Source organism: Pseudomonas sp. M2(2023), from assembly GCF_030263955.1.
GTDB lineage: Bacteria > Pseudomonadota > Gammaproteobacteria > Pseudomonadales > Pseudomonadaceae > Aquipseudomonas > Aquipseudomonas asiatica.
Map to the genome: position 1 here is coordinate 5,077,300 of NZ_CP127114.1, position 14,292 is coordinate 5,091,591.

At 62.9% G+C, this 14,292-nt stretch carries 13 protein-coding genes; 5 read left to right on the forward strand and 8 right to left on the reverse strand.

What is annotated here, in order from left to right:
* Positions 1 to 200: 200 nt before the first annotated feature.
* Both waaA and QN085_RS23350 read right to left on the reverse strand, forming a co-directional pair.
* Positions 201 to 1,472 (reverse strand): lipid IV(A) 3-deoxy-D-manno-octulosonic acid transferase, encoded by a 1,272-nt coding sequence (waaA, locus tag QN085_RS23345; RefSeq protein ID WP_013974466.1) that lies wholly within the window; start codon positions 1,470 to 1,472, stop codon positions 201 to 203.
* An 11-nt stretch (positions 1,473 to 1,483) separates the two neighbouring features.
* On the reverse strand, positions 1,484 to 2,374 hold the full coding sequence (locus tag QN085_RS23350; protein ID WP_013974467.1) for a LysR family transcriptional regulator: 891 nt from the start codon (positions 2,372 to 2,374) through the stop codon (positions 1,484 to 1,486).
* Between the two features lie 87 nt (positions 2,375 to 2,461).
* Here QN085_RS23350 and QN085_RS23355 point away from each other — a divergent pair, with 87 nt between their 5' ends.
* The 4 genes from QN085_RS23355 (at position 2,462) to QN085_RS23370 (ending at position 5,958) form a co-directional block, all read left to right on the forward strand.
* Entirely contained in the window at positions 2,462 to 2,794 is a 333-nt protein-coding gene (locus QN085_RS23355) for a DMT family transporter (protein WP_013974468.1), read from the forward strand.
* 160 nt (positions 2,795 to 2,954) lie between these two features.
* Positions 2,955 to 4,130 (forward strand): NAD(P)/FAD-dependent oxidoreductase, encoded by a 1,176-nt coding sequence (locus tag QN085_RS23360; RefSeq protein ID WP_013974469.1) that lies wholly within the window; start codon positions 2,955 to 2,957, stop codon positions 4,128 to 4,130.
* Complete coding sequence (locus QN085_RS23365) at positions 4,127 to 4,939, forward strand: aldo/keto reductase (protein ID WP_013974470.1); 813 nt, start codon at positions 4,127 to 4,129, stop codon at positions 4,937 to 4,939. Before QN085_RS23360 ends, QN085_RS23365 begins: the two co-directional genes overlap by 4 nt.
* A 50-nt stretch (positions 4,940 to 4,989) precedes the next feature.
* Positions 4,990 to 5,958, forward strand: coding sequence for a hypothetical protein (locus QN085_RS23370; RefSeq protein WP_013974471.1), 969 nt, complete (start codon positions 4,990 to 4,992; stop codon positions 5,956 to 5,958).
* A gap of 128 nt (positions 5,959 to 6,086) precedes the next feature.
* Here the strand turns inward: QN085_RS23370 and hldE are convergent, their stop codons facing one another.
* From hldE to QN085_RS23385, 3 genes are all read right to left on the reverse strand, one after another.
* Positions 6,087 to 7,508 (reverse strand): bifunctional D-glycero-beta-D-manno-heptose-7-phosphate kinase/D-glycero-beta-D-manno-heptose 1-phosphate adenylyltransferase HldE, encoded by a 1,422-nt coding sequence (hldE, locus tag QN085_RS23375; protein ID WP_013974472.1) that lies wholly within the window; start codon positions 7,506 to 7,508, stop codon positions 6,087 to 6,089.
* Positions 7,509 to 7,638: 130 nt separating this feature from the next.
* A complete protein-coding gene (msbA, locus tag QN085_RS23380) occupies positions 7,639 to 9,447 on the reverse strand; it encodes a lipid A export permease/ATP-binding protein MsbA (protein WP_013974473.1) in 1,809 nt (602 codons plus the stop codon).
* Positions 9,448 to 9,462: 15 nt separating this feature from the next.
* A complete protein-coding gene (locus tag QN085_RS23385; RefSeq protein WP_023663309.1) occupies positions 9,463 to 10,638 on the reverse strand; it encodes an O-antigen ligase family protein in 1,176 nt (391 codons plus the stop codon).
* A 100-nt stretch (positions 10,639 to 10,738) separates the two neighbouring features.
* On the opposite strand from QN085_RS23385, the gene QN085_RS23390 reads away from it, so the two are divergent.
* Positions 10,739 to 11,344: a serine/threonine-protein kinase gene (locus QN085_RS23390; protein WP_031325784.1), complete on the forward strand. Its 606-nt coding sequence runs from the start codon at positions 10,739 to 10,741 to the stop codon at positions 11,342 to 11,344.
* Between the two features lie 3 nt (positions 11,345 to 11,347).
* On the opposite strand, the gene QN085_RS23395 is transcribed toward QN085_RS23390, so the two are convergent.
* The 3 genes from QN085_RS23395 to QN085_RS23405 form a co-directional block, all read right to left on the reverse strand.
* Positions 11,348 to 12,439 carry a glycosyltransferase gene (locus QN085_RS23395; RefSeq protein WP_013974476.1) on the reverse strand — a complete coding sequence of 364 codons (1,092 nt, stop codon included), beginning with the start codon at positions 12,437 to 12,439 and terminating at the stop codon, positions 11,348 to 11,350.
* Between the two features lie 37 nt (positions 12,440 to 12,476).
* Positions 12,477 to 13,250 carry a glycosyltransferase family 2 protein gene (locus QN085_RS23400; protein WP_023663307.1) on the reverse strand — a complete coding sequence of 258 codons (774 nt, stop codon included), beginning with the start codon at positions 13,248 to 13,250 and terminating at the stop codon, positions 12,477 to 12,479.
* Between the two features lie 66 nt (positions 13,251 to 13,316).
* Positions 13,317 to 14,273 (reverse strand): glycosyltransferase family protein, encoded by a 957-nt coding sequence (locus tag QN085_RS23405; RefSeq protein ID WP_015272035.1) that lies wholly within the window; start codon positions 14,271 to 14,273, stop codon positions 13,317 to 13,319.
* Between the last annotated feature and the right edge of the window lie 19 nt (positions 14,274 to 14,292).

Genomic DNA, 14,292 nt, shown 5'->3' on the forward strand with positions numbered 1-14,292 from the left:
TAGCCTGAAGCAATAGGACAAGCGTCCTACAAGGCTCCGACAGATGCGCGGGACACTTCTGACTTTAAAGCAATATTCGTAGGAAATTTCCTATCGACGAAAAATTCAATGTAGGAAGTTATACCTAGTGTCGTAGGAAAGAATGACTAAAATTAATCATATCCACTCTAGAATGGGCATTTGAGTGGATATGTCGGAAATCAACGGATCAAGGCACCCAGCCCATCGAGCAACCGCTGCAAAGCCCCTTGATTGGCCCGCATTACCGCCCTGCCCGCCTCGCCCATGCGCTGTGCATCCTGCGGCAACTCGACCAGCCGCCGCACCGCTTCGGCCAGCCCGTCGGCATCATCCACCTGCTGCAACGCCCCCGCCTCGCGCAGCATCGCGCTGATTTCAAGGAAGTTGAACACATGCGGCCCCATCAGTACCGGCAAGGCCAGCGCCGCGGGCTCCAGCGGGTTGTGCCCGCCGGTCGCCACCAGGCTGCCACCGACGAAGGCAATGTCGGCCAGGGCATAGAGGAACAGCAGTTCGCCCATGGTATCGCCGAGCAATACGCGAGTCTGCGCATCGACCGGCGTGCCGGCAGAGCGGCGCGCGGTGGTGAACTGTTCGCTGCACAGCGCATGCACCGCTGCGAAGCGCTCGGGGTGGCGCGGCACCAGGATCAGCAAGGCATCACCATGCACCTGCAGCAACTGCCGGTGCGCCTGCAGGATCAGCGCATCCTCGCCTTCATGTGTACTGGCCGCGATCCACACCGGGCGCTGTGCAGCCCCCCATTGTTCACGCAATGCCCTGGCACGCGGCAACAGTTGCTCGTCGATCTTCAGGTCGAACTTGATCGAACCGGTGACCTGCACGCACTCCGGACGCGCACCCAGGTCACGAAAACGCTGGGCCTCGGTTTCGGTCTGCACGGCAATCAGGCTCATCTCGGCCAGCATCGGCCGGGTCAGCCTGGCAAAGCGCCCATAGCCACGGGCCGAGCGCTCAGACAAGCGTGCGTTTGCCAGCGCTACCGGAATGCCGCGCTTCGCACACTGGTGGATGTGGTTGGGCCACAGCTCGGTTTCCATGATGATGCCCAACTTCGGCTGTACATGATCGAGAAAGCGCCCTGCCGCCCAAGGCAGGTCGTAGGGCAGGTAGCAATGCTGCACGCGAGGTTCGTCGGCGAACATGGCGCGAATGCGCTCGGAACCGGTCGGGGTCATGCAGGTAAGCGTGATTGGCATTTCCGGGTAGGCCTTGAGCAAGGCGCGCACCATCGGTGCCGCCGCAATGCTCTCGCCCACCGATACCGCGTGCACCCAGATGCCGCCCCTGCGCATGGCCGGCAGCCTGAAAGCAAAGCGCTCGCCAATGCGTTGACCATAGGCCGGCGCCTTGCGCGCGCGCAGGTACAGGCGCAGCGCAACCAGCGGCAGGCCCAGGTGAAACAACAAGGTATAGAGAGTTCTGTTCATGGCTGCGGAGTTTACCCGATCGCGCGCAGGTGCACCGCAAAGCGCTCGGCCAGCCACTGCGCGGCAGGCCCCAGTGGCTCGTCGCGGCGCCAGGCCAGCTCCACCACCAAGGCCGGTGGCCGCCACTCGCTGTCCAGTTCGACCATGTGTGCCTGATAGGTCGGGTACTGCACCACGTGCCGCGGCAGCCAGGCCCATCCCAGGCCACGCATCAGCAGTTCGGCCATGGCGTAGAAGCTGTCGGCGCGCCACACCTGCGGGCTGATCGCTTCGCCGCCGGGGTAGCCGCTTTGCTGCGGGGCAATCAGCAATTGTCGGTGGCGCGCCAGTTGCTGCCGGGTAACCCGGCCTTCGCCGGCGAGCGGGTGACCGACCGCGCATACCGTGACCATTTCGACGCTACCCAAGGCGCGCCGCTCCAGCGAGGCCGGGATGCTCTCGTGGTGGAAGAACAGTCCAAGATCGGCGCGCCGCTCCACCAGCTTGCGCGCCACATCGCCCTGGGCACCGCTGGCCAGCTGCACCTCCAGGAACGGGTAGCGGCTGGCCAGTTCGTCGAGGCTGTCGATGACCGGCTGGTAGGGCATGGCTTCGTCCTGGGCGACTCGCAACAACGCCTCCTGCCCGCGCATCAGCGCCAACGCACGGCCATCCAGGCGCTCGCATTGGCGCAACAGTTCGCGGGCATCTTCCAACAGGGCGCTGCCGTTCTCGGTCAGCTTGGGTTGCCGGCCACTGCTGCGCTCGAACAAGGTTACCCCCAGGTCGGTTTCGAGCAGGGCGATCGCGCTGCTGATTGCCGACTGGGCCTTGCGCTGCTCGCGGGCCACGGCAGAGAACGAGCGCAGTTCTGCAACGCGCAGGAAAGTACGCAACTGTTCGAGGTTCCAGTGCTCGGCCATCGACCTATCTCTCATAGTGATAGGTAATGACTTTACCCCATTCGGGGTGGGACTAGAATCTGCGGCCAGCTAACGGAGGATCTCGCCATGAATGCCTACACCTACCTCGCCATCGCCATCTGCGCCGAAGTCATCGCCACCGCCTCCATGAAAGCGGTGAAAGGCTTGAACACGCCCGTGCCGTTGCTGCTGATGGTGGTTGGTTACGGCATTGCTTTCTGGATGCTGACCCTGGTGGTGCGCAGCATTCCGGTGGGGATCGCCTATGCCATCTGGTCGGGGCTGGGGATTGTGCTGATCAGTGTGGCAGCGCTGGTGATCTATGGGCAGAAGCTGGATGTGCCAGCGATGCTGGGGATGGCCATGATTGTGGGTGGGGTGGTGGTGATTCAGCTGTTTTCGAAGACTGCTGGGCATTGAGGCCGCCTGTACGGGCCTCATCGCCGGCAAGCCAACTCCCACAGAGTTGATGCAGCCGCAGGGTCAACGCCATCCCTGTGGGAGCTGGCTTGCCGGCGATAGGGCCATCACAGGTATACCCTGTATACTTGCCAGCTGTCCCAGTCTTCGAGGTACCGCCATGCCATCTGCCATTTCCACTGACGTGCTGATCGTCGGCGCCGGGGTCGCAGGCCTCTGGCTCAATGCCCGCCTGCGCCGGCTGGGCTACTCGACAGTACTGGTGGAACGCGCCAGCCTTGGCGGCGAGCAGACCATCAAGTCTCAGGGCATCATCCATGGCGGCACCAAGTACGCCCTGCATGGCGCCCTCACCGGCGCTTCGGAAGCCATCGCCGACATGCCGCGACGCTGGCGCGAAGCGCTGAGCGGCAGCGGCGAGCTGGACCTGACCCGCACTCGCCTGCTGTCCGACGCGCATTACCTGTGGTCGCCTGGCACCCTGGCCGGCAATCTCACCAGTTTCTTCGCCAGCAAGGCCGTGCGTGGCAGGGTCGACCAGGTGAAGGGCGAGCAACTTCCGCCCGCGCTGCAGGACCGCGCCTTCAAGGGCAAGGTCTATCGCCTGGCCGAGCTGGTCATCGACGTGCCCAGCCTGCTGGCCAACCTGGCCGTGCTGGCAGGCGACAGCCTGCTGGCCGGTGAGCACATCGAGCCGCTGCGCGAGGGTGAAGACCTGGTTGGCCTGCGCGTCGACGAGCGCGACATCCGCGCCCAGCGTATCGTGCTCAGCGCCGGCGCCGGCACCGAGCAGCTGCTGCATGCCCTGGGCCTGAACCAGCCAGCCATGCAGACACGCCCGCTGCATATGGTGATGGCCAAGGGTGCCAACCTTAAACCGCTTTACGCCCATTGCCTGGGCGGCGGGCCGAAGCCACGGGTGACGGTGACCACCCACCCGGCCGCCGATGGCCAGTGGGTCTGGTACCTGGGTGGCGACCTGGCCGAAGGCGACGGCGTTGCCCGCGAGCCGGCTGCGCAAATCGCCGCGGCACAGAAAGAAATCGCCAGCCTGCTGCCATGGGTCGACCAGAGCCAAGTGCGCTGGGCCACCCTGCGGGTCGACCGAGCGGAACCGGCGCAATCGGGCCTGGTACGCCCGGACAACGCCTTCCTCGCCGACCAGCAACGCCTGCTGGTGGGCTGGCCAACCAAGCTGGCCCTGGCACCGGACTTCAGCGACCGGGTCATCAGCCACCTGGAGCGCGACGGTATCCGCCCACAGGCGCAGGCCGACCTGGCTGACCTGCCACGCCCACCGCTGGGCGTACCGGCCTGGGAGCAACTGCTGCCATGAGCCTGCCGACCCTGCACGACTTCCATCGCCCCTTGGGCAGCACCGGCTTCAAGGTTTCGCCGCTCGGCCTGGGCACGGTCAAGCTGGGCCGCGACCAGGGCGTGAAGTACCCTACCGGTTTCACCATCCCCGGCGACGACGAAGCCCGCCTGCTGCTGGCCCAGGCCCGCGAGCTGGGTATCAACCTGATCGACACCGCCCCAGCCTACGGCCGCAGCGAAGAACGCCTGGGCCCGCTACTGCGCGGCCAGCGCGATGAATGGGTGATCGTCAGCAAGGTTGGCGAAGAGTTCGACAACGGCCAATCGCACTTCGATTTCAGCGCCGCCCATACCCGCCGCTCGGTGGAGCGAAGCCTGCGGCGCCTGGAAACCGACCGCATCGAATTGGTGCTGGTGCATTCGGACGGCAACGACCTGGCGATCCTGGAACAGCAGGAGGTCTACCAGACCCTTGCCGAGCTCAAGCAGGAGGGCAAGATCCTCGGCTTCGGCCTGTCTGGCAAGACCGTCGCCGGCGGCCTGAAGGCACTGGAGCAAGGCGACTGCGCCATGGTCACCTACAACCTCAACGAACAGGCAGAACGCCCGGTGCTGGACTACGCTGCCGAACACGGCAAGGCCATCCTGGTGAAGAAGGCACTGGCCAGTGGGCATATCTGCCTTGCCCCGGGCGTTGACCCGGTACAAGCCAGTTTCGAGCTGCTGTTCGCCCACCCGGGCGTGAGCAGTGCTATCGTCGGCACCATCAATCCGTTGCACCTGGCCCACAACGTGGCCACCGTCGCCCGTATTCTGGGCCAGCATTGAGTTGCCCCAGGCCCATGGGCCTGGACTGACCCGACGCAAGGAGGAGCCTCGTGGCGCGAACGCTGATCCGCAAGAACCCGAGCAACTTCAAGACACTACCGCTACATGTCGAGGCCACGCCCGAAGGTCTGATCTACCAGAGCATCGGGATGCCGCTGAATTTTGCCCAGATCCAACAACGGCGCAAGGCTATCCAGCTACCCGACGTGCAGCGCTTCGTGATCGAACTGGCCAACCTTGGCGTGTCGGTACGGCTGACCCTGCATTGGCAGAACCGCGATTACTGGGTGCTGGTACGTCAGCGCCGGCAAGACCGTGGCGATGTGGTGCTGAAACTGATTTCCGGCTATGTGCCGGCGCAGGAGCTGAACCTGCCATTGCACACGGCCGTGCAGGAAGTGGCCGAGGAATGCTTGCTGGAAACCCCGGAAGGCTGGCTGGGCGGGCGCTTCAACGACACCTGGTTGCCGGTGCCCTACGCTGCCGCCCTGCACTACCGCGAAACGCCGCACTTCGTGCTGGCCCCGGAATCGGGTGCCGCGCGCCCGGTGCACTGCGGCAAGCTGATGCTGCTGGAACGGCCGCGGGCGTATGTGCACTTGCCCACCGCCTCGCTGCAACTGATCTACGACATGCGCCTGCAGGTACCCCGGGACGCCAAGAAGCTCAGCCTGTTCCACGTTGATGAGCGGCTGGAGGGCGACCAACTGGTGGCGCGGCTAAATCGCAAACGACCAGACCTGTACCTGATGCCATTGAAGGACGGCCAGCCACTGGCTGAGCTGTATACCGTGAAGAAGGACGAACTGGTGCCGGCGAGCACGCGCGGGCTGTACCTGGCCGAAAGTTTTGCCCGGCAGGAAGGCTGGGTGGTCACGGACGAGCGGGTGCGCTGGAAGGATTGGGTGAAGCAGCAGGGGTTGGTGGAGAACAAGCCGGTGCGGGCATCGCACCTGCAGCGGTTTGGCGACAAGGCGCTAGCGCTGCTGGAGCGGGCGCGTACTTCGCTGCATAAATGATGATTGGGGCCGCCAGGCGGCCCTTCGCGGGCATGCCCGCTCCCACAGGAGCGGTGTAATCCTCAAGCCTGCGCCGTACTTGTGGGAGCGGGCACGCCCGCGAAGGGCTGCACAGCAGCCCCAAAGCATCAGTTCTTGCGAATCTTCTCGACAATCGCCGTGGTCGAGCTGTTCTCGACCAGCCCCAGCACCTTCACGGTACCGCCATAGGCCTTGACGATATCGGCACCCACCACCTGGTCGATGCCATAGTCGCCACCCTTGACCAGCACGTCCGGCTTGACCTGGCTCAGCAGGTTCTCCGGCGTACCCTCGGGGAAGCTGATGACCCAGTCCACCGCCCCCAGCCCGGCCAGTACGGCCATGCGCCGGTCGACGCTGTTGATCGGCCGGCCCGGCCCTTTCAAGCGGCTGACCGAGGCATCGTCGTTGACCGCGACGATCAGGCGATCGCCCTGGGCCCGCGCCTGCTCCAGGTAGGTGACATGCCCGGCATGCAGGATGTCGAAGCAGCCGTTGGTGAAGACGATCTTCTCTTTGTGCGCTCGCGCGTCATCAATGGCCAGCAGCAGTTGCTCCAGGCCCAGCACGCCCCGCTCGGAGCCTTCCTCACGCTGGATCGCCCGGCGCAGCTCGGGGGCGCTGATCGCAGCCGTACCCAGCTTGCCGACCACGATGCCCGCTGCCAAATTGGCCAGGGCCACCGCGTGGGGCAGGTCCTCGCCGGCAGCGATGGCCGCGGCGAGTGTGGAGATGACGGTATCACCGGCACCGGTCACATCGAACACTTCACGCGCCCGCGCCGGTAGGTGCAGGGCCGGCTGGCCGCTGCGCAGCAGGGTCATGCCGTGCTCGCCACGTGTCACCAGCAAGGCGCCCAGGTCCAGGTCCTGCAGCAGCTGCAAGCCCTTGGCTACCAGCTCGGCCTCATCGGCGCAACGGCCGACGATGGTCTCGAACTCGCTGAGGTTGGGAGTGATCAGGCTGGCGCCACGGTAGATGGAAAAATCCTTGCCCTTGGGGTCGGCCAGCACCGGAATGCCCTTGGCCCGCGCGGCCTGGATCAGGCTCTGGTGGTTTTTCAGTGCGCCCTTGCCGTAGTCGGACAGGACCAGCACCTTGACGCCCTCGAGCAGGCTGTCGACCTCCGCACCCAGCGACAGCGGGTCGGTAGCGAATGGCTCTTCGAAATCGATGCGCAGCAACTGCTGGTGACGGCTCATTACCCGCAGCTTGACGATGGTCGGCTGGTGCGCGATGCGCTGGAACACCGAGCGCACGCCTGCAGCTTGCAGGCTGTTGGCCAGGCTGTCGGCGGCCTCATCCTGGCCGGTGACGCCAATCAGCGAAGCCGGTGCACCCAGGGCGGCGATGTTCAAGGCAACGTTGGCCGCGCCGCCGGGGCGATCCTCGATCTGATCGACCTTGACCACCGGGACTGGCGCTTCAGGCGAGATACGTGAAGTACCGCCATGCCAGTAGCGGTCGAGCATGACATCGCCGACCACCAGTACCGGGGCTTGATCGAAACGCGGCATGGACAACTTCATGGGCAACCCATATGGAAATAATGAACAGGGACAGGATATTAGCACAGGGTAGACGACGGCTTTATGGCCAGATCACCCCAGGAAAATTCCCGTGACAATCGGGGCCGCGATGGCCCCGATCAGCGAGGGTTCAGGTGATATCGGCCTTGGCCGGCTCATCCAGACCCATGGCATGCAGGCGGGCATAATGGCCATTGGCCGCAAGCAGCTCGGCATGGGTGCCGCGCTCGACCAGGCGCCCCTGGTCCATGACCAGGATCTGGTCAGCTTTCTCGATGGTCGACAGACGGTGGGCGATAACCAGCGTGGTACGGCCCTGCATCACATGGTCCAGGGCAGCCTGGATATGCCGCTCGGACTCGGTATCCAGCGCCGAAGTGGCTTCGTCGAGGATCAGCAGCGGCGCATTCTTCAGCAGTGCCCTGGCAATCGCCAGACGCTGGCGCTGGCCGCCGGAGAGCAGTACGCCGTTCTCACCCACTTCGGTATCGAAGCCTTTCGGCAGCCGGTCGACGAACTCCTTGGCATAGGCATCGGCCGCAGCGGCTTCGATGTCGGCGCGCGGGGCGCCGGCCAGGTCGCCATAGGCGATGTTGTTGGCCACGGTATCGTTGAACAGGGTGACATGCTGGGTCACCTGCGAAACGTGGCGACGCAGGTTGCGCAGGCGATAGTTCTCGATCTCCACGCCATCGAGCAGGATCTGCCCCTGGTCGTGGTGATAGAAGCGCGGTATCAGCGCTGCAAGCGTAGACTTGCCACTGCCGGAGCGGCCGACCAGTGCAATCATCTGCCCTGGCTCGGCTACGAAGCTGATATCGCTCAGCACCTCACGCTCGGTACCCGGGTAGGTGAAGCTGAGGTTCCGCACTTCCAGGCGCCCTTCCACCCGCTCCTTCTCGACGGTACCGGTATCCACTTCAGGCTCTTCATCCAGTTGCTCGAAGATGCTTTCGGCGCCGGCCAGGCCCTTCTGGATGGTCGAGCTGACTTCCGAAAGCTGACGTATCGGCTTGGGCAACAGGCCGGCGGCAGTGATGTAAGCCACCAGATCACCGGCAGTGGAATCACCGCGCAGGAACAGCACCAGGAACATCAGCGCGGCCATGGCGGTGTAGATCACCAGCTGCAGCATCGGCGTGTACAGCGAGCCGGTCTTGGTCATGTGCAACTGCTTGTCGGTATTGCTCTGGCTGGCCTTGCCGAAACGCTGCTCCTCGTAGGCCTCGCCGCCGAAGCTGCGCACCACGCGGTAGCCCTGGATGGTTTCCGAGGCGACATGGGTGACGTCGCCCATGGCTACCTGGATTTTTTTGCTCTGCTTGCGGAATTTCTTGCTGGCGACGCTGACCATCACCGCGATTACCGGCAGGATGGCGACCATAACGAGGGTCAGGTGCCAGTTCATCCACAGCAGGTAACCAAACAGGAACACCACGGTCAGGCCTTCGCGGATCACCACCTTGATCGCATCGGTCGCAGCACCAGTGACCATGGTCACGTTGAAGGTGATGCGCGAGATCAGGTGCCCGGAGTTGTGGTTGTCGAAGTAGCGGTTAGGCAGCACCAGCAGCTTGTTGAACAGTTCCACACGCAGGTCGTGCACCAGGCACAGGGAAACCTTGGCCAGGAAGTAGTTGCCGAGGAACGAGCCCAGGCCCTGCCACGCGGCGATCAGGATAATCAGCAGCGGCACCGCCTGCAGCAGTTGCAGGTCGCGCAGGTAAGGGACGTTTGGGAACAACACCGCTTCGGGGTTGCTCAACCCATCTACGAAATACTTCAGGATCCCGGCCAGCATCGGCTGGGTCGAGGCAAAGATCACGAAACCGATGATGCTCAGCAGGAAAATGCCGACATAGGGTTTCACATAGCTCAGCAGCCGGAAGTAGATCTTCAGGCTGGAGGTGTGTTCCGCCGGTCGCGGTGTTTCGGCCATTATCAAGCTCGCTGTTCAGGTTGAACCGGAAATTTTACCACAGGCATCATTTTCGGCACTCCCCCATGGCAGCAACATGGCCAGGCCCACGGGCAGCCAGCTGATGAACCATTCGGCACGTGGTGTACCAGTGAGGCTGGCGGCATCGAACTGCATGGCCAGGGTGGAGTACACCCAGAAACCGAGCAGGATCTTGCCGAACAATGTGCCACGTGCGCGGACGATTTCGCCCAGGGTGTACAGCCACACCATGACCCACAGCAGCATGCCGGGCAGGCCCATCTCCACTGCGACGTGGGTGAACATGTTGTGGGTATGGTCGAAGTGCATGCCCACTGCATTCACGTCGTAGGCAGCGCCCAGGCCAAGGCCGGTCCAGGGATGTGCGGCAATCATGTCGGCCACGGCATGGAAGATTTCCGGCCGGTAGGACGAACCGCGCTGGGCGATAAGGTCGTAAACGAGATAGAAGGCCAGGCCGGTGGCAATGGCCGCCAGCACGGCAAAAACCCGGCTGTGGCGGTCACGGAACCACAACGGGGCCAGGATCACGGTGAGCACCAGGGCCAGTACTGCCCCACGGCTCTGGCTGAGCATGACAAACAACCCCAGGCACACCAGCGCTACCAGCCACAGCAACTGCAGGCCACGTTGCCGCGGCGGCTCGTAAAGCAGGAAGAGCACGGCCGAACCGATGACATAGGCGCCCAGGATCGGGTGCGATATCTCGCCGATGCCCTCCAGCCGGGCCAGCAATGGCATGCCCAGCACGCCGTAGAAATGGATTACCGAGATCAATGCGGCAACGGCCAGCAAGGCGCTGCCGGCCTGCAACAGCTGACGAACGCGGGCTTGGCCAAGCTGGCCCAGCAGCGGGAACGCCAGCAGGAATACCAGGATGTAGAGCAGGCGCTTGGCCTCGCGCCCCGGGTTTTCTGCGGCCGACCAGACCAGGCTGAGCCCACTCCATACCAGCAACAGCAACACACTTCCCCACAAGGCCGGCTGACGCCGCCAGGCCTGCATTATTACGTGCCTTGCGGACCACGCCATTACCAGGGTCGGCAACCACAGGAACAGCACCAGCCCTTGCTGATAGACCTTGTTGCTCGGTGCCAGGGCAATCGCAGCCAGGAACCAGAGCAGACCAAATCCCAACCAGGCTCGCGCCCAGCTTTTTTGATACAACATCCTTTCCCCCGATGAATCAAAGCACCATCCAATGGTGCTACAACATTATTTTCGGCATTATTGCCGGTCATTCTGTTCGCCCGACGACAAGGCTCTATTCATGCAATGCTCCCGGCTCCCCCAGGTCGACTTCGATCAGCTGACACAAGGCGCACAGGTGCTTGAGGCAGATAGCCATGGCGCCAAAGTCTACCTGCTCGCGGATGGTAATTTCCTCAAGGTTTTTCGTAGGAAGCGGCTGATTTCATCTGCACTGCTGCGCCCGTACTCGCAGCGCTTTGTCGACAACGCCGCGCGCCTTGCACAACTGGGCATCCCCACTCTGGAGGTGATCAGCCAGCATAAGCTCGAGCTACCGGGACGAACTGCCGTACTGTACCGCCCGCTGCCTGGGCGTACCTTGCTGCAGATGTCGCGCGATGAGGGTTTCAGCTGGGATACCTATCTGCCACGCCTGATCGAACTGATCCGCCAGCTGCACCGCAGCGGCGTGTATTTCCGCTCGTTGCACCTGGGTAATGTAGTGGTCACACCCGACCAGCAGTTGGGCCTGATCGACGTGGCCGACATGCGCTTCCTGCGCCCACCACTGTCGGCGCGCATGATTCGGCGCAATGTGCAGCATATGGTGCGCTATATCGAGCGGGAGAACCTGGGCGACCGCTTCCCCCTTGCCGCCTTCGAGGCAGCTTTGCTCGCGCGCTGAGCGTCAGCTGCGCAAAAGGCTCTGCGAGCCGTTGCAGAACGCCTGCCAGGCCTGCTCCGGGGCCAGCGCCTGGCGCTGCCGGGCTGCTACCGCCGGGGCACCGATAACCGAGCAACGCTCGATCGCCTCGGCCCAGGCATTTTCATCGGCAACGGGCAGGTAGCCACCGGTGTCCTGCAACTGCTCGCGGAACACCTGCAGGTCGCTGCATACCACCGGCACGTCGGCCATGACCGCCTCCTGCACCACCAGCCCAAGGCCTTCAGAACGTGAAGGCACCAATAGCCAGTCGAATGCCCGATACAGTCGCTGCAGGTCATCGCGGTGACCACTCAGGTGAACGCGCCCGGCCAGGCCCAGCGCGTCGATACGGGCTTGCAGCACCTCACGTAGAGGGCCTTCGCCGATGATTGCCAACTGCAGGTCCGACTGCCGCACACAGGCCTTGGCGAACGCCTCGATCAGCATCTCGAAACCTTTGCTTTCCACCAGTCGCCCGACCGCGCCCAGCATCACCCCTGTTACCTGTGGCAGCTGCAGGGCTTGCCTGGCCGCATCCCTGCTCAACAACGGTTCGGCGAAAGCCAGCGGGTCAAGGGCCATGCGCAAGGTCTGCACCGGCCTGCCCAGGTCGTGTTCGAGTGACGTGGCAAGTGTCTGTGAAACGGCGGCAATACTCAGCCGCTCGACCGGAAACATACGCAGCAGGCGAACATCGCTGGCACTCAGACGCGTCTTGCCATGGAACAGCACCTTGGCACGTACTTGCGGAACTTGATGCATCAATGGCAACACCAACCGCGCCACACCGACACCGTCGATCAGCACGACTTCAGCCTGTGCCTCTTTCAGAGCCTTGCGCAAACGCATTCGCAACCATGGGCGCAACAGGCGCCAGAAGTGCCGCCCTTTCAGCGCCCGTGACGGCATATGCCACTCCCGGGTCGAACCAAGCCCACAGCACAGTCCGCTACCCAGCAGCAGCCAATTACTGATCCGGGCATCGGCACCCGCATGTGACAGAATCTGCCGATGCACCTTGTGGATGGACATGTACGGCGATCCACCCGCCCACATCATATTGACGATGTTCATGGGCCCTCTCCCGCTCACGTAAGGTGGGACAGCGACTTCATTGAACAAAAATGGTGATTCCCATGCCAATCACGGCACCCGCCACCAGCGTCAATGCCAACTTTATCCGATCACGCTTACGACGTTTGGCCTTGCGTTCCACTTCGATGGGCAAGGTCACGTGATTACCAAATCCAGTGTGCAATACTGCATCACCCTCCAAGGTGACCGCTGTCAGATTTAACTCAGCATAGCGTCGGGAAAGTGCCTTCTCTCCAGCATAGGCGGCAAATGGCGCGCAACGCTGGTAATCGCTCAAACGGCGCAACCCGGGGTTGAGCGAAAATGCCTGCCACTCGGCCTTATCGGACAGCAGCGGGTAGCAAGGCACACCGGCGATCAACCGGCGATCCCCCAGGTGGATGTACGGGCTGTGGATGGCCAGGTCATGGGCATGGCTGCGCAGCCACACCTGCAAAAGGTCGGGGCTGGCCTCCAGGATGGCCCGAGAGTCCTCGACGAAGCCCTGGCGATAGAAGTGCCAGTCGTCCTCGCAGTGAAAGATGTAGGGCGTCTTGACATGGCTGTAGGCCAGGTCGATAGACGGCAACTGCCCCAACTTGGGCCGATTTACGAACACCTTGCAGTGCGGTTTCCAGTGCTCAGGCACAGCGGCATGCACGGCATCGTCACCGGAATCTTCGGTGATGAACACTTCGCGAATGGGCGCGGTATTGTAGCGATCGAAACTCTCAAGGGTGTCTTTGAGCAGATCGAACCGCCCACAACTGGTCACGACGAGCGTGACGTCACTCTCATTTGAAAAGCGCACCGGACTCCCTCCGCATTGCGACTATCGACTTTCAACGCCCGCTCCGTAGGCGCGAAAGTTCTAATGTTAGATGCCCAGCTTCAGGCGCAGCCGCTGCCATGCAGACAACGGCGGATGGGGCCTGAGCGCCGGGCGCATGTGGTCGACGATGCTACGTCCAACTGCCCCGAAACTGAAACGGGAAACCGCCAGGTGGCGGCCATTTTCTGCAATCTGCCGGGCCAGTTCAGGGTCCGCACGCAAACGGCGGAGCTTCTCCTGAAGGGTCGGGATGCTGTCATAGAACACTACGTTGTGCATGTCCTGCAGGCCCAGCGCGCGGTTCTCTTCCTCGCCTTGGTCATACGCCAGCAACACACAGCCGCAGGCCATGGCTTCGAAGTTCTTGATCATGTATTCGCCCATGCCAACGTCGGCACTGACGAAGAAGCGGATCCGGTTGAGCGTGTTGCAGTAATCTTCACCCGACTTGGTACGGGTCACCACCAGGTTCTCGACCCGACCCAACTCGTCCAGCAATGCCTTGCGGCCGCTGTAGGCCACGCTGTTGGTGCTGCCGACGAAGGCCAGTTCGATGTCGCGCTCACGCCCCTGGTCGGCCAGCAATTGCTCGTCGTAGCCCTTGGGCACGAACACGGCGTCGAAACCTTCCTGACGCAGGCGCTCGCTGACCATGTAGCCTGAGCTGATCACTCGCGCCCAGGGCAACTTGCGGTAATGGGCGCTGAACTTGCCTGTGTACTTGCACGGTATGTAGTTCTGGTAGGCATCGTGCTCGAGTATGACCAGGTTCGGCACGGTACGGATGAATGCCGCCTGACGGATTTCCTGCTTGAAACGCAGGAAGAAGACAATGCGGTCATAGCGCTCGACCTGCACTTCGCGCTTGAAATAGCGGCGCAGATTGCGCTGGTCTTCGCTGGTCAGCCAGCGCAAGTCGCACTCGCAGTTGGCCGCGACGCCATCGTACAGGCGGTCGAGAATCGCCCGCTGTTCCTTCTGCACCAGAAATAGGACTTTCATTGGGTTCCTTGGGCGCTCT